This is a genomic window from Faecalibacterium intestinale (assembly GCF_040096575.1).
In the GTDB taxonomy this organism is placed as follows: domain Bacteria; phylum Bacillota; class Clostridia; order Oscillospirales; family Ruminococcaceae; genus Faecalibacterium; species Faecalibacterium intestinale.
Genome location: NZ_JBBMEN010000008.1, coordinates 1 through 20355 on the forward strand (window position 1 = coordinate 1; position 20355 = coordinate 20355).

At 58.9% G+C, this 20355-nt stretch carries 20 protein-coding genes and 2 tRNA genes; 13 read left to right on the forward strand and 9 right to left on the reverse strand.

What is annotated here, in order from left to right; all coding sequences use genetic code 11:
- Positions 1-368: 368 nt before the first annotated feature.
- The 3 genes from WMO20_RS07630 to WMO20_RS07640 all read right to left on the reverse strand — a co-directional run bounded on the left by WMO20_RS07630 (position 369) and on the right by WMO20_RS07640 (position 3266).
- On the reverse strand, positions 369-1166 hold the full coding sequence (locus tag WMO20_RS07630) for a TIGR03915 family putative DNA repair protein (protein ID WP_349186387.1): 798 nt from the start codon (positions 1164-1166) through the stop codon (positions 369-371).
- Positions 1145-2503: a putative DNA modification/repair radical SAM protein gene (locus WMO20_RS07635; protein WP_112090980.1), complete on the reverse strand. Its 1359-nt coding sequence runs from the start codon at positions 2501-2503 to the stop codon at positions 1145-1147. Before WMO20_RS07635 ends, WMO20_RS07630 begins: the two co-directional genes overlap by 22 nt.
- Before the next feature lie 130 nt (positions 2504-2633).
- The gene (locus WMO20_RS07640) at positions 2634-3266 is read right to left on the reverse strand and encodes a LexA family protein (protein WP_112090979.1); all 633 of its coding nucleotides are present in this window, start codon (positions 3264-3266) and stop codon (positions 2634-2636) included.
- 231 nt (positions 3267-3497) lie between these two features.
- On the opposite strand from WMO20_RS07640, the gene WMO20_RS07645 reads away from it, so the two are divergent.
- Positions 3498-3585 (forward strand) — tRNA-Ser (locus WMO20_RS07645).
- A 34-nt stretch (positions 3586-3619) separates the two neighbouring features.
- Positions 3620-3713 (forward strand) — tRNA-Ser (locus WMO20_RS07650).
- Between the two features lie 550 nt (positions 3714-4263).
- On the opposite strand, the gene WMO20_RS07655 is transcribed toward WMO20_RS07650, so the two are convergent.
- Positions 4264-4719: a MarR family winged helix-turn-helix transcriptional regulator gene (locus tag WMO20_RS07655; protein WP_112091658.1), complete on the reverse strand. Its 456-nt coding sequence runs from the start codon at positions 4717-4719 to the stop codon at positions 4264-4266.
- Between the two features lie 80 nt (positions 4720-4799).
- Positions 4800-6473 (reverse strand): Na+/H+ antiporter NhaC family protein, encoded by a 1674-nt coding sequence (locus WMO20_RS07660; protein WP_349186388.1) that lies wholly within the window; start codon positions 6471-6473, stop codon positions 4800-4802.
- A gap of 107 nt (positions 6474-6580) precedes the next feature.
- On the opposite strand from WMO20_RS07660, the gene WMO20_RS07665 reads away from it, so the two are divergent.
- Positions 6581-6736: a hypothetical protein gene (locus WMO20_RS07665; RefSeq protein ID WP_154251355.1), complete on the forward strand. Its 156-nt coding sequence runs from the start codon at positions 6581-6583 to the stop codon at positions 6734-6736.
- Here WMO20_RS07665 and WMO20_RS07670 read toward each other — a convergent pair.
- Positions 6733-7122: a thioesterase family protein gene (locus WMO20_RS07670; protein ID WP_113992506.1), complete on the reverse strand. Its 390-nt coding sequence runs from the start codon at positions 7120-7122 to the stop codon at positions 6733-6735. The genes WMO20_RS07665 and WMO20_RS07670 overlap by 4 nt on opposite strands.
- A 437-nt stretch (positions 7123-7559) precedes the next feature.
- Here WMO20_RS07670 and WMO20_RS07675 point away from each other — a divergent pair, with 437 nt between their 5' ends.
- The 6 genes from WMO20_RS07675 to WMO20_RS07700 all read left to right on the forward strand — a co-directional run bounded on the left by WMO20_RS07675 (position 7560) and on the right by WMO20_RS07700 (position 13620).
- Complete coding sequence (locus tag WMO20_RS07675; protein WP_112091660.1) at positions 7560-7895, forward strand: ArsR/SmtB family transcription factor; 336 nt, start codon at positions 7560-7562, stop codon at positions 7893-7895.
- A gap of 41 nt (positions 7896-7936) precedes the next feature.
- On the forward strand, positions 7937-8158 hold the full coding sequence (locus tag WMO20_RS07680; protein ID WP_015537588.1) for a cation transporter: 222 nt from the start codon (positions 7937-7939) through the stop codon (positions 8156-8158).
- Between the two features lie 497 nt (positions 8159-8655).
- Entirely contained in the window at positions 8656-10539 is a 1884-nt protein-coding gene (locus tag WMO20_RS07685) for a heavy metal translocating P-type ATPase (protein WP_349186389.1), read from the forward strand.
- Positions 10540-10906: 367 nt separating this feature from the next.
- Positions 10907-12187: an SLC13 family permease gene (locus WMO20_RS07690; protein ID WP_349186390.1), complete on the forward strand. Its 1281-nt coding sequence runs from the start codon at positions 10907-10909 to the stop codon at positions 12185-12187.
- A 15-nt stretch (positions 12188-12202) separates the two neighbouring features.
- On the forward strand, positions 12203-12550 hold the full coding sequence (locus WMO20_RS07695; protein WP_112091663.1) for a VOC family protein: 348 nt from the start codon (positions 12203-12205) through the stop codon (positions 12548-12550).
- 95 nt (positions 12551-12645) lie between these two features.
- Positions 12646-13620 (forward strand): calcium/sodium antiporter, encoded by a 975-nt coding sequence (locus WMO20_RS07700; protein WP_349186391.1) that lies wholly within the window; start codon positions 12646-12648, stop codon positions 13618-13620.
- A 73-nt stretch (positions 13621-13693) separates the two neighbouring features.
- Here WMO20_RS07700 and WMO20_RS07705 read toward each other — a convergent pair whose 3' ends face one another.
- The 3 genes from WMO20_RS07705 to WMO20_RS07715 all read right to left on the reverse strand — a co-directional run bounded on the left by WMO20_RS07705 (position 13694) and on the right by WMO20_RS07715 (position 16456).
- Positions 13694-14152 carry a hypothetical protein gene (locus tag WMO20_RS07705; RefSeq protein ID WP_349186392.1) on the reverse strand — a complete coding sequence of 153 codons (459 nt, stop codon included), beginning with the start codon at positions 14150-14152 and terminating at the stop codon, positions 13694-13696.
- A gap of 28 nt (positions 14153-14180) precedes the next feature.
- Complete coding sequence (locus WMO20_RS07710) at positions 14181-15143, reverse strand: TIGR03943 family putative permease subunit (RefSeq protein WP_349186393.1); 963 nt, start codon at positions 15141-15143, stop codon at positions 14181-14183.
- Between the two features lie 80 nt (positions 15144-15223).
- Positions 15224-16456, reverse strand: coding sequence for a CobW family GTP-binding protein (locus WMO20_RS07715; protein ID WP_349186394.1), 1233 nt, complete (start codon positions 16454-16456; stop codon positions 15224-15226).
- A gap of 450 nt (positions 16457-16906) precedes the next feature.
- Here WMO20_RS07715 and WMO20_RS07720 point away from each other — a divergent pair, with 450 nt between their 5' ends.
- The 4 genes from WMO20_RS07720 (at position 16907) to WMO20_RS07735 (ending at position 20339) form a co-directional block, all read left to right on the forward strand.
- Complete coding sequence (locus WMO20_RS07720; protein ID WP_112091667.1) at positions 16907-18706, forward strand: aminopeptidase P family N-terminal domain-containing protein; 1800 nt, start codon at positions 16907-16909, stop codon at positions 18704-18706.
- Positions 18707-18891: 185 nt separating this feature from the next.
- Positions 18892-19251 carry a type II toxin-antitoxin system RelE/ParE family toxin gene (locus WMO20_RS07725; protein WP_113991796.1) on the forward strand — a complete coding sequence of 120 codons (360 nt, stop codon included), beginning with the start codon at positions 18892-18894 and terminating at the stop codon, positions 19249-19251.
- Positions 19248-19538 (forward strand): helix-turn-helix domain-containing protein, encoded by a 291-nt coding sequence (locus tag WMO20_RS07730; protein WP_112091669.1) that lies wholly within the window; start codon positions 19248-19250, stop codon positions 19536-19538. Before WMO20_RS07725 ends, WMO20_RS07730 begins: the two co-directional genes overlap by 4 nt.
- Before the next feature lie 81 nt (positions 19539-19619).
- The gene (locus tag WMO20_RS07735; protein ID WP_349186395.1) at positions 19620-20339 is read left to right on the forward strand and encodes a LytR/AlgR family response regulator transcription factor; all 720 of its coding nucleotides are present in this window, start codon (positions 19620-19622) and stop codon (positions 20337-20339) included.
- Positions 20340-20355 lie beyond the last annotated feature (16 nt).

Consider the following 20355-nt stretch of genomic DNA (forward strand, 5'->3'; position numbering starts at 1 on the left):
TCTACTACCGCTTCATCGGCAAAATCGACTGACCTTTCTTTTTTACCCAACAATATCTTTAATTAAGGGAGACGGGCACCTCGGAGCCGAACACCTCTAACCTGATGGCACTGGCAAGGCTGTACGGCATCCCGGCAGAGGATCTGCTCAAGGGCGTGGAAAGCGCATTGGAAGCGGAAGGGAAATGACCCCTTCAGTCGCCTGAACTCCCTCAGTCAAAACCTGACGGTTTTGCCAGCTCCCTCTGGGAGGGAGCCTTTGGCAGTACGGCAAAGTTTCCGGTTTTGCCAAAGGCCCCATCTCCGAGGGGGCTGTCGAGCGCAGCGAGACTGGGGGAGTTCGCATTGCGTGAGCAGACGGAAGGGGTTCTACAATTCCCCCTGCATCTCCACCATATCCGCCCAGAAGCGCTTGGGGCAATGGGTCATGCGGCCTTTTTCGTTGTGGCGCGCCTTGATTTCCAGCGTTTTGTAGAACTGCGTCCACAGCGCCTGAAACTGCTGCTCCCGCGCACTGGACGGCGGCAGCTCCAAGGGCGCTGCCAGCTCCAGCAGCCGGGTGCTGTGCCCCTCGTGCAGCAGCACTGCCTGATGGACGGCATCGTAGATCATGAAGTCCTCCTCCGGAAAGCGTCCGCAGAAGTGCGGGCGCAGCAGGGGGAGGATATAATTTTTGGGGTGGATGACCGCGCCCAGCATCCCGTCGTGCTCCTCGAACCGCACAAAGCCCTGAAACTTGTCTACCTCCCAGTCCAGACTTTTTTTCATGGCGTAGAGGGGCGCGACCACCGGGTGTCCCTCCCGCTTGACCGTGCCCGGGCCCAGCGCAAAGGCCAGATGCAGAAAGCGGAGCAACAGCAGCTCCTTGTCCTCCTGCCCGGAGAGAAAATCCCGGCTGACAAGGTACTCGGTCTCTGCGCCCAGCTTTTTGCCAAAGCTGGCAAATACCCGCCGGGCAACGGCGGGGTCGGTGGCAATCTCCTTGACCGGGTAGAGGGTGGCGGTCTCCCGCTGGGGCGTCCACACCGCAAAGGGAAGTTCGTGCTGGGCAAAGCTTTCGTATACGCAGCACAGAAAGCCCTCAAAGCTGCCGTCATACAGGTAGACCACATCGGCATCGTGCAGCTTGCGCGCCCCCTTGGGGGTTACAGCGCCTTGGCAAGACATTGCACGGCCTCCTCTCGTACCATTCGGACAGCCGCCCGGGGCGGCACGCCCTGCCCGATGAGGTTGTCCACGGCGGGCGGGCTGAACAGGCTCAGCTGCTCACAGCTGCCGCTGAATACGTTGGGATCGATGAGCGCCCGGGTAATGCGCTCCCGCCCAGCGGTGCCGCGCCCCGGGTGCGCCCCGGAAAAGCCCCGGCAGGTGATAAAATACTGCGCCCGCTTGAGCACCACGCCCATGCGCTTGAGCTCGTCCAGACCCAGCGCCGCCTGCTTGCGGGCGCGCCAGATGCGCCGGGCGCTTTTTGGGCCGATGCCCGGCACCCGCAGCAGCATCTCGAAGGGAGCGCGGTTCACGTCCACCGGGAACAGCCCGTAGTGCTGCACCGCCCAGTTGCATTTGGGGTCCAGATAGGGGTTGAAGTTGGGGTTGTCCTTATCTAAAATCTCGTCCGCCTCGAACTGGTAGAACCGCAGCAGCCAGTCGGCCTGATACAGCCGGTGCTCCCGCAGAAGGGGCGGCTTGGTGTCCAGTGCGGGCAGGCGGGTGTCCTCGGCTACCGGGATGTAAGCGGAGTAGAACACCCGTTTCAGCCCGTATTTCTGGTACATCCCCTCGGTCAGTTTTAAGATATGGTAGTCCGTCTCCGGCGAAGCGCCTACGATCATCTGGGTGCTCTGCCCGGCGGGGGCGAATTTGGGCGCGTGACGGTAAAGGGTAAGCTCCTCCCGGCTGGCAGCGCCGGACACTGCGATCTGCTTCATGGGGCGGAAGATAGAGTGCCGTCCCTTGTCCGGGGCCAGCAGGTTCAGGCTGCGCTCACTGGGCAGCTCCACATTTACGCTCAGACGGTCGGCCAGATACCCCAGCTGCTGCAAAAGCTCCGGGCTTGTGCCCGGAATGGCCTTGGCGTGGATGTAGCCCCCGAAGCGGTATTCACCCCGCAGCAGCCGCAGCACCGCCAGCATCCGCTCGGTGGTGTAGTCCGGGGTGCCCAGCACCGCGCTGGACAAAAACAGCCCCTCGATGTAGTTGCGGCGGTAGAACTCCATGGTCAGCTCTGCCAGCTCCCGGGGCGCAAAGGTGGCGCGGGGGATATCGTTGGAGCGGCGGTTGACGCAGTAGCCGCAGTCGAAGGAGCAGCAGTTGGACATGAGCACCTTGAGCAGGCTGACGCAGCGACCATCGGCGGTAAAGGCGTGGCAGCAGCCCGGGGCATAGCAGCTGCCTACTGTGCCCGGGCGCGCGGTGCGGGACGCCCCGCTGGAGGTGCAGGCAACGTCATATTTGGCGCTGTCCGCCAGAATGGTCAGCTTGTCCATCAGGGTCTGTTCCATGCAAAAAACACCTCCAAAGAGGATAAAATCGGGAAAAAGGGTCAAAAAATAAAGCCATACGCAAAACAGCAGATGGCTTTATGAAAAACAGGGGGGAAGCCTTCAGCCACGAAAGCTTAAATCATCCGGCTTACCACTTGGCCTTGGTCTCCACCACGCGGCCTGCAATGTGCAGGTGGTTCAGGTCCTCGCCCTTGATGACCATCTCATGATAGGCGGGGTTGAAGGGCTGCAATACCACGCAGTTGCCGCGCTGGATGTAGCGCTTCAAAGTGCCCTCGCCCTCGTCGCCGTAGATCAGCACGCCCAGGTCGCCGTTTTCCAGCGTGTCCTGCTTGTGCACCAGCGCAAGGTCGCCGTCCTGAATGCGGGGCTCCATGCTGTCGCCGCGCACCACCAGATAAAAATAGTTTGCGGGGTCCTTCACCCGGGCGTACTCCTGCCCGTAGTCCTCTTCAAAGGCCAGTGCGCCGTAGCCTGCCTTCACTGTGCCGATGACCGGGATCAGGCTCTCGGTGTAGCTGCCGAAAAAGCGCTCCTCGGGGGCAGAAACATTGCTGACCGGGCGGTACAGCCCCAGCAGATAGTCCGCCGTGGTGTTCAGCAGCTCCGCAATGCGAGCCACAGTGGAGGGGTCGGGGGAGGACTTGCCGCTTTCCCACTTGCCGACAGCCTGCTGGGTGACCCCCAGTCTGGCGGCAAGCTCCGCTTGGCTGACGCCCTGCTTTTTGCGGCACTCCTTCAATAGCTCTGAAAACGACATAATGATGCTCCTTTTCCCGATGGGTGGTTTATGTTGGTTTTATTATACAACAAAAAGGTGTTTCTGTAAAGAGAAATTCCAAAAAAACTTCGAATAAAGGTTGTGGTAAATGGGGCTGCTGTGCAGCTATCGGACAGAAAAAAGAAAAAATTTGCATAAGGGCTTGACAGAACAGCGTAAATCTGGTAAAGTAAATAGGCATTCGACACGGCGTAACGCGAGTGTCCACAAGGAGAGATGTCCGAGTGGTTTAAGGAAGCAGTCTTGAAAACTGCCGTACGGCAACGTACCGTGGGTTCGAATCCCACTCTCTCCGCCATTTTTTATTGAATAAGTGTAATGCACTTTGCTCTGGAGTAGTACTCAAGAGGCCGAAGAGGCGCCCCTGCTAAGGGCGTAGGTCGTCTAAACAACGGCGCGAGGGTTCAAATCCCTCCTACTCCGCCAAGAAAATTCCTCGTAGTTTCGTGAAAACTGCGGGGGATTTTCCTTTTTGTGACCCCTTCAGCCTCACTCCGTTCGGCAGCTCCCCCAAGGGGGCGCCTGAACTCCCTCAGTCAAAACCTATCGGTTTTGCCAGCTCCCTCTGGGAGGGAGCCTTTGGCATGACGGGAAGGGTTGCGGTTAAACCGCAAAGCTTGCGGGCACGCTCGCTCCCCCTCGGGGGAGCTGTCGCGCAGCGACTGAGGGGCTATAAATGGAGAAGCGAAAAAAGCGTTAAAGCGATAGCGCCGACTGGCGCAGCGCTAGCTTTTTTGTGCTTCGACTTCTTCTTTAGGATTGTCAAGGGCGAGCAGCCCTTGGCCCGTTGCGGGGTGGGTGGAGTCCAGAGGTAGGGAGGGGGGACTCGGAACACCCCTCCCTGCCTCTGGCCCAGCGGAGCGTCCCTGCCCGCTGCTGGCAAGCAGGAACTTTCCCTGCGAAGCGTGCGCATTCCAAATTCTCCCAACGCAAAACGGCTGCTGCACGTTCTTGTGCAGCAGCCGTTTTATCGTTTTTATTCCTCGCCTTTTTTCAGTATATCCAGTTCCGGCATCAGCTCGGTGCTCACGATGGTAAGCATCTGCTCCAGCTTAGCGCATTCCGCAGGGGTAAAGCGCTGCCGGGCACGCTCCACTACGGTGTGCAGATACGAGTAGCTGATGTTGTAGTAATCGATATACTTCTGGGTGGGGCGCAGGTGGTACTCCCGCCGGTCGGTGGTGGACTGGATCTTTTCCACATAGCCCTTTTTCACCAGACTGCCGATCTTGTACGCCGCATTGGGGGTAGAGATCTGCATCATGCGGGAAAACTCCGCGATCGTGGGCTCGCCCATCGCCATGATGCCCTCCATGCAGAAGGACTCCACCGTGGTCAGGGTAGCCTCACGGGTGGCAAAGCGCTGGAACACGTTCTGATAAAAATGCAGCTTGAATTTGGTGTAGACGTCCTGAAAAGCTTTTTCCAGCATGGGTCATGCGCCTCCGATGCTTTAGTTTTCTTGCTATACGTTCAGTATACCACGAAAATGCCCCGCTGCATAGCGGAATTTTACGCAGCATCCCCGGAAGTTTTTGCCCGAGTGCGGGCGCGGATGACGCTGAGCACCGCCAGTTCCAGCACGATGGCCACCACCAGCAGCACCAGCGAGGTGAGCAGGCTTGCGCGGCTGCCCAGCACCGCTTGTGCAAGGCCGGTGATGACGTAGCACACCGCCGAGCAGGCTGCCGCCGTAATGGCGTAGGGCAGCTGGGTGGAAACGTGGTTCACATGGCTGCAATGTGCGCCCGCCGAAGCCATAATGGTGGTATCCGAGATGGGAGAGCAGTGGTCGCCGCACACCGCACCGGACAGGCAGGCGGCAATGGAAACCACCAGCATCTCGCCGTCCGGGAACGCCTGACAGACGATGGGGATCAGGATGGAGAAGGTGCCCCAGGAAGTGCCGGTGGCAAAGGCAAGGAACACCGCCACAAGGAAGATGATGAACGGCAGCAGATACTGCAAAGCCGCCGCAGAGCTGCCCAGCAGGTTTGCCACATAATACTTTGCACCCAGCAGGCCGGTCATGCCGGACAGCGTCCATGCAAGGGACAAAATCAGCATGGGGCTGACCATAGCCTTGAAGCCCTCGGGGATGCAGGCGGCAAAGTCCTGAAAGGTCATCACGCCGCGTACCCGGTAGAATACAAAGGTGAACAGCAGGGCGATGCTACTGCCCAGCACCAGACCCGCCGAAGCGTTGCAGTCCGCAAAGGCGGTGATGAAGTCCACGCCCTCAAAGAAGCCGCCGGTGTACACCATGCCGAAGATGCAGGCCGCGATCAGCACCAGCACCGGTGCGATCAGGTCGATGACATGGCCGTTGGTATCATTCCCATCGTCCACATCATCGCCGTAGGGGCGGTCGGCGGTGGTAAACAGGTCGCCGTTTTGGGCGTTGTCCTCGTTCAGCTTCATGGGGCCGAACTCCGCCCCGGTAAAGATGAGGAACAGGCTCATCACAACGGTCATGACGGCGTAATAGTTATAAGGAATGGTGCGCAGGAACATGGTAAAGCCGTTGATGCCAGAGCCCGCCGGGACGCTGGAAGTGACCGCAGCCGCCCAGCTGGACACCGGCGCAATGATGCAAATGGGCGCGGCGGTGGAATCGATCAGGTAAGCCAGCTTTGCGCGGGACACCTTCTGCCGGTCGGTCACCGGGCGCATCACCGAGCCCACGGTCAGGCAGTTGAAGTAGTCGTCCACAAAGATCATCACGCCCAGCAGCAGGGTGGCAAACTGTGCGCCCGCCCGGCTGTGGATGTGGGTGGACGCCCAGCGCCCGAAGGCTGCCGAGCCGCCCGCCTTGTTCATCAGCGCCACCAGAATGCCCAGCATCACCAGAAAGGCCAGAATGCCCACGTTGCCGGAGTCCGACAGCTTGGTGATCATGCCGCCGTCCTCGTTGAAGAACAGGGTGTTCAGCGCCAGTTCAAGGTTGCCGTTGGCATACAGCAGCGCACCGGAAGCAATGCCCACCAGCAGCGAGGTGTACACCTCCTTGGTGTTCAGCGCCAGCACGATGGCAATGACCGGCGGCAGCAGGGAAAAGAAGGTGCTGTACACCGCACAGGTGTAGGTGGCGGGGTCGGCCACCTTGCCGGGGGTCACCGCCGTGCACCACAGCAGCAGGGCAAAGACGAACAGCGCCCCCACCCAGGATAAGTTTTTGTTTTTCATAAGCTCCTCATATCAGGTGTCAATCATTGTCTGCGGGGTTCGTCCGGCGTATCGGGGCGCAGGCTGCGGGGCAGACTACCCACAGAAACGCAAAGGGGGTGTGCACCGTGCCGGATTACAAGGCCATGTACTTTGAGCTGTTCCGCGCCAGTGTGCAGGCTGTGCAGCTTTTGCAGGACGCGCAAACCCGCGCCGAGCAGCAGCTGCTGGCCGCAGACTTGCCGCCGCTGCGGCTGGACGAAACAGACAAAAGCGACTCTTAGCCCTTTTTGGCCTCGGCCTTAGCAGCAAACTTTTCCTCAAAGATGACAAAGCGCTCGTGGGTGCCGCCGCCCACAGGGCCTTTCTCATCCGCAAGCGTCACCTTAAAGGTCAGCTTGCGGCCCTCCACTGCCACCAGCTCGCTGCGGCAGGTCACGGTCATGCCCACAGGGGTGGGTGCGGTGTGCTCCAGCTCCAGCTTGGTGCCCACCGTGCCGCTGCCTGCTTCCAGTGCAGGGGCAACGCTCTGCCAGCAGGTCTTTTCGGCCAGTGCCACCAGTGCGGGGGTGGCAAACACGTCCAACGTGCCGCTGCCCATGGTCTTTGCGGTATTCTCTGCGCTCACGCGCACGCTCTGCTCGCCGCAGATACCGGTTTCCAGCTTCATATACAGTTCCTCCTTATGCGTCCTTTGGACGCAGTTGTGTTATTTGTGGTCATACACCTTTATAAGATATCACAAAACGCGCCGGAATGCACTATTTTTTGCATATTTTTTCAGGGGGAAAAACTCCCTCAGTCGCGGCTTGCGCCGCGCCAGCTCCCTCGGGGAGGGAGCCTCTGGCGAAACCGGAGACTTTCCCGCCACTACTGAAGCCGTCCCCTTGGGGAAGGTGGCTGCGACCAAAGGGAGCAGACGGAAGGGGTAAACCCGCACCCTGTTTGCAAATTTAAATTGCATCTTTTTTGCGTTTTACGGCGATTTTCAGCAATTTTGCGGCAATGTAAAAAACTTTGCGGATTTTGCTTGACAGGGGGCTGTCTGCGTGTTATCATGAACACATGAACAGATGCTCATATATCGAAGCGAAGGGAGAGGACAGCATGACCGGGCTAGAACAAGCCGCACCAGAAAAGGAAAAGCAGCCGGTGGAGATGCCGGATGACGAGGTGCTGTACGAACTGGCAGATCTGTTCCGCGTGTTCGGCGATTCCACCCGCATCAAAATTTTGTATGCCTTACATGACAGCGAACTTTGCGTGCAGGATATCGCGGACGCCGTGCAGCTGAGCCAGTCTGCCGTCAGCCACCAGCTGCGGGTGCTCAAGGACTCCAAGCTTGTGCGCTTCCGGCGGGAAGGCAAAACTGTTTTCTACGCACTGGACGATGACCATGTGCGCAGCATCCTCTCCATGGGGATGGACCATATCGAAGAATGACCGGGCACACGCCCGCACAAAAAGAAAGGCTGGTACTTATTATGAAAAAGACCTACAAGATCGAAGTGGACTGCGCCAACTGCGCCCAGAAGATGGAGGATGCCGCCAACACCGTAGCCGGTGTGGAAAAGGCGACCGTCAGCTTTATGACCCAGAAGATGAAGGTGGAGTTTGCCGAGGGTGCCGACCCCCACGCCACCATGGAGAACGTGTTGTCTGCCTGCAAGAAGGTAGAGGACGACTGCGAGATCTTTGATATCTGATGTGCGGCAGGTTGCTGCACACGGTCAACAGCCTCGCCCTCTCCGTCACCTGCGGTGACACCTCTCCCAAAGGGAGAGGCCTTGGCAAAGAGATGCAGTCTGCGTGGACTGCCAAGGGCTCCCACTTTGGGGGAGCTGGCATCGCGCAGCGATGACTGAGAGGGCGAGGACGCTAAAGAAAAAAGCATCTGCAGCAAGAATTCGTAGATTTTTCTGGAACCCCAAAACGAATGCAGCAGATGCTTTTTACTTTGTGTGTGATTACGTTGTGTAACAACTTTTTCTGTGGAAAAATCCGCCACTTTTCAACAATTTCCACCGGGTTTTCAACAGATTTCGTGAGAAAAACAAAAAAGAAGCGTGAAAAAGTGCTTTTCTGCCGGAAAACTGTGTGGAAAACCCGGGTAAAACTGTGGAATACCCATTTTTTTGCCGAAAAACCTGTGGAAAACCACCCGTTTTTCACCCACTGCACCGCAAAACGAGGAGCGTTGCTTATGAACAAGAAACAAAAAAAGACCCTTGAGCGGATCCTGATCGCCGTGGCGCTGGTGATCGTGCTCAAGCTTTTGCCCGCCTTGCCCATGCCGGTTGAGCTGGCGCTCTACTGCATCCCCTACCTTATAGTAGGCTGGGACGTGCTGCGCAAGGCGCTGAAGGGCATCAAGAACCGTCAGCCCTTTGACGAGTGCTTCCTGATGGCGGTCGCCACCGTGGGCGCGTTTGCGCTGGGCGATTATGTGGAGGGCTGCGCCGTTATCATCTTCTACCAGATCGGTGAGCTGTTCCAGAGCGTCGCCGTGGGCAAAAGCCGCCAGAGCATTGCCAGCCTGATGGACATCCGCCCGGACTACGCCAACATCGAAGGCGAGGACGGCAAGCTGGAACAGGTGGACCCGGATGAGGTCGAGGTGGGCACCGTCATCGTGGTGCAGCCCGGCGAGCGGGTGCCCATTGACGGCGTCATCGTGGAGGGCAGTTCTGCCCTGAACACTGCCGCCCTGACCGGCGAAAGCCTGCCCCGTGACGTGAACGCCGGGGACGAGGTCATCAGCGGCTGCGTGAACATGACCGGCCTGTTGAAGGTGCGCACCACCAAGGAATTCGGCGAATCCACCGTCTCTAAAATTCTCGACCTTGTGGAAAATTCCAGCATGAAAAAGGCCCGGGCGGAAAACTTTATCACCCGCTTTGCCCGGGTGTACACCCCCGCCGTCTGCTACGGCGCACTGGCGCTGGCTTTCCTGCCGCCGGTGGTGCTGCTGCTTATGGGACAGCCCGCCCGCTTTGGCGATTGGGTCTACCGCGCTTTGACCTTCCTTGTCATCAGCTGCCCCTGTGCGTTGGTCATCTCCATCCCGCTGAGCTTCTTCGGCGGCATCGGCGGCGCTTCCTCCTGCGGCATCCTCATCAAGGGCTCTACCTATCTGGAGGAGCTGGCAAGCACCGGCGTTGTGGTGTTCGATAAGACCGGCACCCTGACGCAGGGCACCTTTAAGGTCACCGGCATCCACCCCGCCGAGGGCGTGACCGACGCTGCACTGGTGGAAGCCGCTGCGCTGGCGGAAAGCTGGTCCAAGCACCCCATCTCCCTGAGCATCAAGGCTGCCTATGGCAAGCCCATCGACGCCGCCCGGGTCACAGACGTGCAGGAGCTTGGCGGTCATGGCGTGACCGCGAAGGTAGATGGCAGGACCGTTGCCGCCGGTAACGCCCGCCTGATGGAAAAGCTGGGCATCACCGTGCCCGCCGTAGAGGGCGTGGGCACCATCGTGCACGTTGCCGTAGAGGGCCGCTATGCGGGCTATCTGCTGATTGCGGACGTGGTAAAGCCCCACAGCGCCGATGCCATCCGCGCTTTGAAGGCTTCCGGCGTGCGCAAGACGGTCATGCTGACTGGCGATGCACAGCCGGTGGCGCAGGCGGTGGCGCAGCAGCTGGGTCTGGACGAGTACCACGCCGGTCTTTTGCCCGGCGACAAGGTGGACCAGATCGAAAAGCTGCTTGCCGCAAAGCAGCCCAAAGAAAACCTTGCCTTTGTGGGTGACGGCATCAACGATGCACCGGTGCTGTCCCGCGCAGACGTGGGCATCGCCATGGGTGCGCTGGGTTCGGACGCCGCCATCGAAGCCGCAGACGTGGTGCTGATGGATGACGACCCCGCCAAAATCGCGCTTGCCATGCGCATTGCCCGCCGCACCCTGCGCATCGTGCACCAGAACATCGTGTTCGCGCTGGGCATCAAGGCGCTGTGCCTGCTGCTGGGTGCACTGGGCATTGCCGGAATGTGGGCAGCCATCTTTGCGGACGTGGGCGTGATGGTCATTGCCGTGCTCAACGCCACCCGCGCCCTATATACCAAAGACCTTGCCGGAAAGTAATGGTCTAAGCTGCACATCCTTAGCAAAAAGAATATTTTTTGAGGTTCAGGAAGGTCTGCGGACTTTTCTGGACCTCTTTTTTTAACAGAAGCAGCCGCGCAGGGGGGGATCTTTCTGCTGTCCGTTTCAAAAAGCGACGAATCAGCCAAAACTAACCGCAATGTGTTTCAAGAAGTAACATATTGCGACAAGAAAATTGAACAAATTCTGAATATGTTTCAAAAAAGAACGCAACAAGCCGAAAAATGATTGTGACGCACAGCGGGAAACTATATACTTTTAATCAAGAAAGCCGCATCGGAATTGTGCAAAGGGTCGGGCTCTTGCGCAACAGGTACTGCGGACACAAAAAAGGAGGACACGTTCTATGACACTTCCCATGATCATTGCTCTGGCAGTGACTGTCCTCATGATCATCCTGATCATGGTGGATAAACTGCCCTTCGGCGCACCCCCGCTGCTGGCGCTGCTGCTGCTGGTGGTGTTCGGCGTTACCGACATCAAGACCGCTTTCGGCGGCTTCGCAAACCCCACCATCGTCATGCTGGCATCCTTCATGGCCATCATCGCGGCTCTGCAGAAGACCAGCTTCATCGTCAAGTTCAAGCAGACCATGTTCAACATGGCCAGCAAGGGCGGCTTTAAGGCATACGTCCTGCTGATCCTCATTGTTATGCTGGGCTGCAGCCTGTTCGGCACCGGTTCCACCGCCTACTATGTGCTGGTCATCGGCCTGCTGTCCACTCTGCCCTACTCCAAGCAGCTGCCCCCGTCCAAGGTGCTGATGCCTGCGGGCTTTGCAGCAAACCATCCGCTGCTGCCCTTCAACACCGCGCTGCAGTACGGCATCGTCATCGCCGTTCTGGAAAGCGCAGGCGTTGCGGCAAACGTCAATCTGGTCAAGTTCTCTCTGGTCAACCTGTGCCTGTCCATCGGCTTCCTGGTGTGGTGCATCCTGGCTTACAAGATCATGCCTGACCACCCCATTGCCGAGGCCAAGGAAGAGGCTCTCCACGCCGGTGAGCAGAAGGTTGCTCTGACCAAGAATCAGGAGCTCATCACCTACTTCAGCTTTGTGCTCGCCGTTGTGGGCATGATCCTGCAGAGCAAGATCGGTGACGCAGGCTACGCCATCACCGGTCTGGCCGTGGGCGTCATCCTGATCTCCGGCGTTATGGACTTCAACGAGATCCGCAACTCCATCAGCGCACCCATCATCCTGATGTCCGCAGGCGTCATCGGCATTGCCGATGCTCTGGGCAACACCGGCCTGACCAGTCTGGTGGGCGAGACCGTTGCCAAGATGCTGGGCACCAACGTCAACCCCTTCGTGCTGATCTTCGCTTTCTGCATCCTGACCAGCCTGCTGGCAACCCTGACCGGTTCCACCATCGGCACCGTGTACGTCTTTGCTCCCATGGCCATTGCCACCTGCGTCAATCTGGGTCTGGACCCCACCGCAGCCGCTGCCGCTATCGTGGTCTCCGGCTGGTGCGGACACTTCCTGCCCATTGACGGTATGCCCGCCATGATCATGGGCGCCGGTGACTACAAGATCACCGAGTTCTGGAAGTTCACCATTCCGCAGTACTTCATCCGTCTGCTGGCGCTGACGGTGGGCGCTGTGCTGATCTTCCCCATGAAGTAACAGGAGAAACACCAAATGAAAAACACGTTTGAGCTGGAGCACGTCGGCATCAACACCGACAACGCAGGCGAGGCCGAGCAGCTGGCGCTGCTGCTGTGCAAGCTGTTCAACTTAGAGCCCCGCCACGGACAGAAGTCCGAGTTTGCCGGCAATTATTTCGAGTGCATGAAGAGCCCATTTCTGGGCAAGAACGGCCACATCGCAATGCGCACCCCCGACCTGAAGGCTGCGATGGAGGAGCTGGAGGAAAATGGCTTTAGCTTCCGCATGGAGACTGCTGCCTATTTTGAGGACGGCCGCATCAAGAACGTATATCTTGACGGCGAGTACGGCGGCTTTGCCATCCACATCATGCAGAAATAACGCCAACTGACCGATCTTGTGCAGAACCGGGGATGGAGCGATCCGTTCCCGGTTCTGCAGGTTCATGCCCCGCGAAAATTCAGAGGAGAAAAATTATGCTGGTTCCTGTATTGTTATTTATTATCGGTCTGCTGTTCCTGATCAAGGGCGGCGACTGGTTCGTGGACGGTGCTTCGGCACTGGCACGGCGGTTCCACCTGCCGGAGCTGCTCATCGGTGCAACGGTGGTGTCCATCGGCACCACCCTGCCGGAGGTCATGGTATCCACCATGTCCGCTGTCTCCGGCCATGGTGAGATCGCCTACGGCAACGCCATCGGCTCGGTCATCTGCAACTCTGCCCTGATCGCCGCCATCACCATCGCTGTCCGTCCGGGCAAGGTAGACCCCAAGACCCTGCGGGTGCCGGTAGCCTTCTTCTTTGCCGCAGCCGCCATCTACTGCGTGGCTGCCTACGCCATGGGCGAGTTCACCCGCCCGCTGGGCTTTGTGATGCTGGCCATGTTCGTGGCTTACATGGTGGCAAACGTATTGCAGATGAAAAAAGCCCCTGCCGCCGCCGAAGCGGAGGCCGAGGCCGAAAATGCCGGGGAAGAGATGTCCCTTACCAAAACGCTGGTGCTGCTGGTGCTGGGCGCTGTGCTGATCGCACTGGGCGCAAACCTGCTGGTGGATAACGGCACCCTCATCGCACAGGCACTGGGCGTGCCGGAGTCGGTCATTGCGCTGACCTTTGTGGCGCTTGGCACCTCCCTGCCGGAGCTGGTCACTGCCATCACCTCGCTGGTCAAGGGCTGCAGCGATCTGTCCCTTGGCAACATCGTGGGCGCAAACGTGTTCAATCTGGTGCTGGTCAGCGGTATGTCCGTCACGCTGGCACCCTTCACCGTGCCGCAGAGTTCCACCCTGTTCGGCATCAATTCCAGCCTTGTGCTGGAGATCCCGGTCATGCTGGCTGTCATGATGATCATGACCCTTCCCGCACTGAAGCGCGGCAAGCTGTCCCGTGCGCAGGGCATTATCCTGCTGTGCATCTACGCCGCCTTCTGCGCCATCCAGTTTACCATGTGACATTCCCGGAGATACTTCCTGAAAAAAGGCTGCTGCACAAAAGTGCAGCAGCCTTTTTGTGGTTCTCTGGTTTTCAGCCCTTGCAGCCCTGTTCCTCCCAGTCGCCGAAATCGTTGGCATCGGCGATCTTGGTGGCGTCGAACTTTCCGCTCTCGTCCTTGGGGGCAACGGCGGGGCCGGCCTCCACGGGGTTGGTGTTCGGGGCTTCGGGGTCGTAGGCGGGGCGCTGGGCAGCGGTCTCCGGCTGGGTCTGGGGTGCGTTCTCAGCAGGGGCAGGTGCTTCCGGTGCGGCTTCCTCGGCAGCTTCTGCGGCGGCATCGGCAGCCTTTGCTTCTTCCTTGGCTTCGGCTTCCGCGTAGGCATCGGCGGTCTTTTCGGCCTCCTCGGCGTCCTTTTCGGCTTCCTCCGGGAACTCGACCTCCTCCACATGGAGCGGGTCTTTCTGGTTCAGGATCTTGTCCAGCACCACGATGGCAGCGCCGGTGACGGCCACGGCAGCAGCCGTGCCAAGAATACGGAACAGAGTTTTCATACCAGAACCTCCTTGTTATAAAGAAACGTTAAGAGAACGTTACGACCTCTTCCAGGGGCTTTTCGGCGGGCTCCACCGACACGGCGGTCAGCACCGGGCCCTTGCCCCGGTAGATGTTGTGGAACTTGTACCCCACCTTGGCGGTCACCCGCACCCATGCGCGCTGCTCCAGCGCCTTGTAGCCATCGTAGCTGCAGGGGAAGCCCACAAACTGGATGTCCTGCACGCAGCAGGTCATGGCAAAGCGGCCGGGCACAAAGCTGTTTTTGCCGGCGCGGTTGGTCTGGCAGACCTGTGCCAGAAAACGCACCGTCTTGCCGGTGTACTTCTGGGGCTCGTCCTGACAATCCATGTACCAGATGCCGAAATCGTCATCCGGGATGTCGATGGGGTCGGCGTTGATATCAAAGGGCAGCGGGTCGGGGATATCATCGTAGGCTACGCTGCCGTCCTTGAACTCGTAGGCGATATCGCACTTGCGGGAGGCCTGCCGCACCAGCTTGTGCAGCTCCTGCCGGGCGTCATCGTTGTTCACGGCTTCGGCGCGGTTGAACACGATCAGCTCGCTGCGGGCGATCTTATCCAGCATCAGACTGCGCATGGAGTTGTCGCGGGCGTAGGTCAGGGCGGTGGTGCCGTCGGCAGTGGCGATGCACTGGTACACCAGCCAGTTCTCGGGCAGTGCCTCGGCCAAGTCCTGCAGCAGCCACATTCCGTTGTACTCGATGACCACGCGGCCTGCGTCCGCTTCCTTGCCCAGCTTTGCAAGGTTCTGGGGGTTCAGCTCGGACTTATCCTCCAGCACCTTCACGGTCACGCCGGGGAAGGCGAACTTTTTCTCGTTGTACTCCTCTTCGCCCTCCTCGCAGATCAGCAGCAGGGTCTTGTCGCCGGAGTCAAAATTGGGGTCTTCAAAGGTCTCCTGAATAAACTTGGTCTTGCCGCTTTCCAGAAAGCCCACAAACAGGTAGACCGGGATCTCTTTTGCCATAATAAATGGTTGCTCCTTTTATCGATGATAGGCGCCCCCTTGGGGGAGCTGGCAATGCCGTCAGGCATTGACTGAAGGGGTCAGCAGCCGAACAGCTGGGCGATGGCGGTCTCGTTCAGCTTGGAGCCGATGACCACCAGCTTGCCGCCCACGTCTGCGCTGCGGCTGCGCACTTCCCACTCGCCGGGCACATAGTCGAACTCCAGCCAGCCGTCTGCGCCGCCGTCCACGATGCCCTTGCTGCGCAGGATCATGCCGTAATTGCCGGTATCCAGCTCGGTGAGGGCGTGCTCCACTTCAGCCTTGGTGAACTTGCGGGCAGTCTCCACGCCCCAGCTGGTGAACACTTCATCGGCGTGGTGGTCGTGATGATGATGACCGCAGCAGCAGTGGTCGCCGTGCTCGTGGTCATGCTCGTCATGATCATGGTGATGATGCTCATGCTCGTGCTCGTCATCATCTTCGTCATGGTCATGATCGTGGTGGTGGCCGCAGCAGCAGTGGTCATCGTGATCATGGTCATGCTCGTCGTGGTGATGATGCTCGTGCTCATCCTCATCGTCGTCATCGTCGTCATGGTCATGATGATGACCGCAGCTGCACACACCGTTCTCATCGTAGTGATGATGGTGATGCTCGTGCTCTTCTTCCTCGTCCTCGTGGGCGTGCTCCTCGTTGGCCTTGGCAGCCATGGCGATCAGCTCGGCCTTGAAGTCGTCCTTGGTGGACATGGCCTTCAGGATCTGCTCACCGGTCAGGTGATCCCATGCTGTGGTCACGATGGTGGCAGTGGGGTTCTTTTCCCGCAGCATTGCCACGGCAGCGGCGATCTTTTCCTCGCTGGCGGTCTGGGTGCGGCTGAGCAGGATGCAGCTTGCATGGCTGATCTGGTCATCGTAGAACTCGCCGAAGTTCTTCATATACATCTTGACCTTGTTCACATCGGCCACGGTGACAAAGCTGTTCAGCTGCACGTCCAGATGCTCTGCCACGCCCTCCACGGCGCGGGTCACATCGCTCAGCTTGCCCACGCCGGACGGCTCGATGACGATGCGGTCGGGGTGGTACTGCTCCACCACCTGCTGCAGAGCGGTGCGGAAATCGCCCACCAGAGAGCAGCAGATGCAGCCGGCGTTCAGCTCGTTGATCTGGATGCCGCTTTCCTTCAGGAAACCGCCGTCAATGCCGATCTCGCCGAACTCGTTCTCGATCAGCACCACCTGCTGGCCTGCAAAGGCCTCGGTGATCAGCTTTTTGATCAGAGTGGTTTTGCCGGCACCAAGGAAGCCGGAGAAGATATCGATTTTAGTCATGTTCCAAATGCCTCTTTCTTTTTATCGCAATATTCGCAATTGTTAGCGCAAAGGGCCGCAGAGTGCTGACCCATAAAAATACTACACCTCTATTATAACAAGGCTGTCAATGGGAAACCGGCCTTTTTCAAGAAAAAATTGTAACTTTTTTTGCAAATTGACGGCGTTTTGGAGCGGGAACGAACTCCCTCAGTCAAAACCTGACGGTTTTGACAGCTCCCTCTGGGAGGGAGTCTCTGGCGCACCCGCAAACTTTGCGCTTTAGCCGGAAACTGTACCGCTATGCCAAAGGCCCCATCTCAGAGGGGGCTGTCGCCGTAGGCGACTGGGGGAGTTTGCTCCTAAACCCTCCCCCGCATTGCATTCTTCCCCGCAGAATGATACAATAGCAGCAGCAAACCATCGCCGCCGGACGTTTTTCCGGCAAATGACAGAAAGAGGGCTTTTGTTATGAGTATGAACACAGTTCCCGAGCGTCTGGCTGCGCTGCGTGCCGCTATGAAGGCAAACGGCGTGGACGTCTATCTGATCCCGGTGGGCGACCCGCATTCCAGCGAGTATCTGCCCGACCACTACACCTCCCTGACCTACTTTTCCGGCTTCCACGGTGAGAACTCCAACTTTGTGGTCACTATGACCGAGAGCGCCGTCTGGGCAGACGGCCGGTACTTTGTGCAGGCAGAGAAAGAGATCGCCGGCACCGAGATCCAGCTGATGCGCATGGGCGAGCCGGGCGTGCCCACCGCCGAGGAATACTGCGGCAAGGTGCTGCCCGAGGGCGGCACGCTGGGTCTGTGCGGCCTGACCGCCAACTGTGCACTGGTCAACAACCTGAAAAAGGAGCTGGAGCCCAAGCACGGCAGCATCAAGACCCTGTTCTTGGAGGACGAGCTGTGGGTGGAGGGACGCCCTGCCCGCCCGGCTACCCCGGCATGGATCCTGCCCAAGGAGTACGCAGGCTTCTCCCCGGCAGAAAAGCTGGAGCAGCTGCGCGCAAAGCTGAAGGAGCAGGGCTGCACCGCCCAGCTGGTTGGCAAGCTGGATAATCTGGCTTGGCTTCTGAACCTGCGCGCCATGGATATCGAGTGCACCCCCTACGCCATGGCCTACTGCTATGTTACCCCCAGCCGCGCCGTGCTGTTCATCAATCAGGCGCGGGTCACCCCGGAGGCAAAGGCAGAGCTGGAAGCCAACGGCGTGACGCTGGCCGACTACGACAGCATTCTGGACGTGATGGCCGCCGAGACCGAGCCGCAGACTGTTCTAGCGGAGAGCGCTACCGTGAACTACGCCGTGTATCAGGTGTTGGAAAACAACCCCGCCCTGACCGTGAAGGACGCCGCCGACCCCCTGCTGGCCATGAAGGGCGTGAAGAACGAGGTGGAGCTGGCACACCTGCGCGAGTCCCATCTGCGGGACGCCGTTGCCATGGTGCGGTTCCAGATCGAGCTGGAGAACCGTCTGGCTTCCGGCGAACAGCTGACCGAGCTGACCGTGGACGAGATCTTGCACAAGTACCGCAGCGCGGACGACAAGTTCCTTGTGGAAAGCTTTGGTACCATTGCAGCCTACGGCGGTAACGCAGCCATGATGCACTACCACGCCACCCCGGAGGATCACGCCGTCTTGCAGCGCAAGGGCTTTTTGCTGGTGGACAGCGGCGCTACCTACATGGACGGCACCACCGACATCACCCGCACTTACCCGCTGGGCGAGCTGACCGAGGACGAGCGGCTGTTCTATACTTGGACGCTGCAGTGCCACATCGACATCGCCAAGGCCGTCTGGCTGGATTACTGCGACTGCCATATGCTGGACACCATCGCCCGCGAGCCGCTGTGGCGTCACCTCATCAACTACCGCTGCGGCACCGGCCACAGCGTCAGCTTTGTGGGCAACGTCCATGAGGGCCCCCACGCTCTGAACGGCCGCAACACCACCCTGATGCGCCCGGGCATGATCGTCACCGACGAGCCCGGCGTGTACGAGGCCGGAGAAGTGGGCATCCGCATTGAAAACGAGATCGAGTGCTACCACAAGGCCGACAACCAGTACGGCACCTTCCTTGCCTTCCGTCCCATCACCTTTGTGCCCATTGCCACCTCCCCCATCGTGCCCGGCGTGCTGGACAAGGAGCAGATCGCTTGGCTGAACGACTACCACCGCAAGGTGTTCGAGCAGCTGGCACCCCGCCTGACCGAGGACGAGCGCGCATGGCTGGCTGAGAAGTGCGCCGCCATCGGCTGCTGAAAGCAGCTGCCGCTTGTGCGTTGAAGTGTAAACTGCTATAAAAAATCCGAACGGTCTGAATCCTATATGGCACAGGGTTCAGACCGTTTTTTTGTAAAATATCTCTTTACGGCAAAACGTTCCTTGACATTATCGGTTTTATCCGATAAAATATAGATAGAAAGATTCGGTATGAGGATGTAAAAATGCGGGGATATGATGTTGACTTCTTCATAAGGGAGAATGGCGATTGCCCGGTAAAAGAGTTTTTGCTCTCCCTTGACAAAAAGATGCGGGCAAAGCTTTTGGTGGAACTCGACCTGCTGGAAGAAAACGGTCCCCAGCTCAGAGAGCCCTATTCAAAGCATCTTGAGGACGGGATCTTTGAGCTCCGGGCAAAGCAGGGGTCGGACATCACGCGCGTGCTGTACTTCTTTTTTGTAGGAAAGAAAATCGTCCTTACAAACGGATTCACAAAGAAAACCCAGAAAACACCCCGCGCTGAGATAGCGACCGCGAAAAAATACCGTGCGGAATACATAGAGCGAAAGGAGAGTCTCTCATGAGTGATTTTAGAAAATTCCTTGATGAACAGCTTGAGGACCCGGAGTTCAAGGCCGAATGGGACGCTTTGCAGCCGGAACGCGCACTGGTTCAGGCCATGATCGATGCACGCAAACGCACCGGCATGACGCAGCAGCAGCTGGCAGAAAAAACCGGCATCTCTCAATCCGACATCAGCAAATTCGAAACAGGCGGCGGCAACCCTTCCATCAAGACCTTGCAGCGTCTGGCGGCAGGCATGGGAATGATCCTTCAGGTTGAGTTCAAGCCTGTCACAAGCGCCCACTGAGCTGCGGACACGTTTCCGTTTTGACAGACATTGTTTTTGAAAATTGCGGTAGATCGTCTACCCTGCAAAGGAAACCGAACCATGATCTTTCACATTGCGATCTGCAGCCCGGACGGGGCGCTGCGCAGCAGGCTGGAGCACCAGTGCATGGAGTTCTTTGCCCGGCGGGAGGACGCCTGCATCGTGGAGCAGCTGCAAAGCCCGGAAGCGCTTTTGCAGCAGGATGCCGCCGGGCTGCGGTACGAGCTGTACCTCATCGAGCTTGCGGCGATAGCCCGGCCCGAAGGACTTGCGGCGGCGGCAGAGCTGCGCCGCCGGGGCCGCCGCGCGCCGCTGGCCTTTGTGGCGCGCACCCCGGCCCACGCATACAGCGCCTACCGGGTGGACGCCATGCAGTATCTGCTGCAGCCGGTGCACCAGACGGAGGTCTCTGCCCTGCTCAAGCGGGCGGTGGAGCCGGAATACGGTCCCACCCTTACCGTGACCACTGCAGACGGCGTGCGGGCGCTGGCCTATGCCGAGCTTGAATATCTGGAGTGCACCCACCATATCGTGCACTTCCACCTGACCACCGGGGAGGATGTGGCTTCCCTCTCGCTGCGGGTACCCTTTTCCGCCGTGGCGCAGCCGCTATTGGCAGACGGACGCTTTGTGCAGCCGCACCGCTCCTATGTGGTCAATCTGGAAGCAGTACAGCTGCTGGCACCCGGCGAGGTACGGATGCGCAGCGGGGCACGCATTCCCATCCCCCGCGGACGGGAAACCGCCGTCCGGGAAGCCTTCTGCGCCCGGGTAGGGTAAAAAGTAAAAAGCCGCT

What these genes read in the sequence shown, in the direction of transcription:
- WMO20_RS07630 (WP_349186387.1), bottom strand. Translation starts at nt 1,166, where the DNA reads ATGTCTTGCCAAGGCGCTGTAACCCCCAAGGGGGCGCGCAAGCTGCAC.
- WMO20_RS07635 (WP_112090980.1), bottom strand. Translation starts at nt 2,503, where the DNA reads ATGGAACAGACCCTGATGGACAAGCTGACCATTCTGGCGGACAGCGCC.
- WMO20_RS07640 (WP_112090979.1), bottom strand. Translation starts at nt 3,266, where the DNA reads ATGTCGTTTTCAGAGCTATTGAAGGAGTGCCGCAAAAAGCAGGGCGTC.
- WMO20_RS07655 (WP_112091658.1), bottom strand. Translation starts at nt 4,719, where the DNA reads ATGCTGGAAAAAGCTTTTCAGGACGTCTACACCAAATTCAAGCTGCAT.
- WMO20_RS07660 (WP_349186388.1), bottom strand. Translation starts at nt 6,473, where the DNA reads ATGAAAAACAAAAACTTATCCTGGGTGGGGGCGCTGTTCGTCTTTGCC.
- WMO20_RS07670 (WP_113992506.1), bottom strand. Translation starts at nt 7,122, where the DNA reads ATGAAGCTGGAAACCGGTATCTGCGGCGAGCAGAGCGTGCGCGTGAGC.
- WMO20_RS07675 (WP_112091660.1), top strand. Translation starts at nt 7,560, where the DNA reads ATGACCGGGCTAGAACAAGCCGCACCAGAAAAGGAAAAGCAGCCGGTG.
- WMO20_RS07680 (WP_015537588.1), top strand. Translation starts at nt 7,937, where the DNA reads ATGAAAAAGACCTACAAGATCGAAGTGGACTGCGCCAACTGCGCCCAG.
- WMO20_RS07685 (WP_349186389.1), top strand. Translation starts at nt 8,656, where the DNA reads ATGAACAAGAAACAAAAAAAGACCCTTGAGCGGATCCTGATCGCCGTG.
- WMO20_RS07690 (WP_349186390.1), top strand. Translation starts at nt 10,907, where the DNA reads ATGACACTTCCCATGATCATTGCTCTGGCAGTGACTGTCCTCATGATC.
- WMO20_RS07695 (WP_112091663.1), top strand. Translation starts at nt 12,203, where the DNA reads ATGAAAAACACGTTTGAGCTGGAGCACGTCGGCATCAACACCGACAAC.
- WMO20_RS07700 (WP_349186391.1), top strand. Translation starts at nt 12,646, where the DNA reads ATGCTGGTTCCTGTATTGTTATTTATTATCGGTCTGCTGTTCCTGATC.
- WMO20_RS07705 (WP_349186392.1), bottom strand. Translation starts at nt 14,152, where the DNA reads ATGAAAACTCTGTTCCGTATTCTTGGCACGGCTGCTGCCGTGGCCGTC.
- WMO20_RS07710 (WP_349186393.1), bottom strand. Translation starts at nt 15,143, where the DNA reads ATGGCAAAAGAGATCCCGGTCTACCTGTTTGTGGGCTTTCTGGAAAGC.
- WMO20_RS07715 (WP_349186394.1), bottom strand. Translation starts at nt 16,456, where the DNA reads ATGACTAAAATCGATATCTTCTCCGGCTTCCTTGGTGCCGGCAAAACC.
- WMO20_RS07720 (WP_112091667.1), top strand. Translation starts at nt 16,907, where the DNA reads ATGAGTATGAACACAGTTCCCGAGCGTCTGGCTGCGCTGCGTGCCGCT.
- WMO20_RS07725 (WP_113991796.1), top strand. Translation starts at nt 18,892, where the DNA reads ATGCGGGGATATGATGTTGACTTCTTCATAAGGGAGAATGGCGATTGC.
- WMO20_RS07730 (WP_112091669.1), top strand. Translation starts at nt 19,248, where the DNA reads ATGAGTGATTTTAGAAAATTCCTTGATGAACAGCTTGAGGACCCGGAG.
- WMO20_RS07735 (WP_349186395.1), top strand. Translation starts at nt 19,620, where the DNA reads ATGATCTTTCACATTGCGATCTGCAGCCCGGACGGGGCGCTGCGCAGC.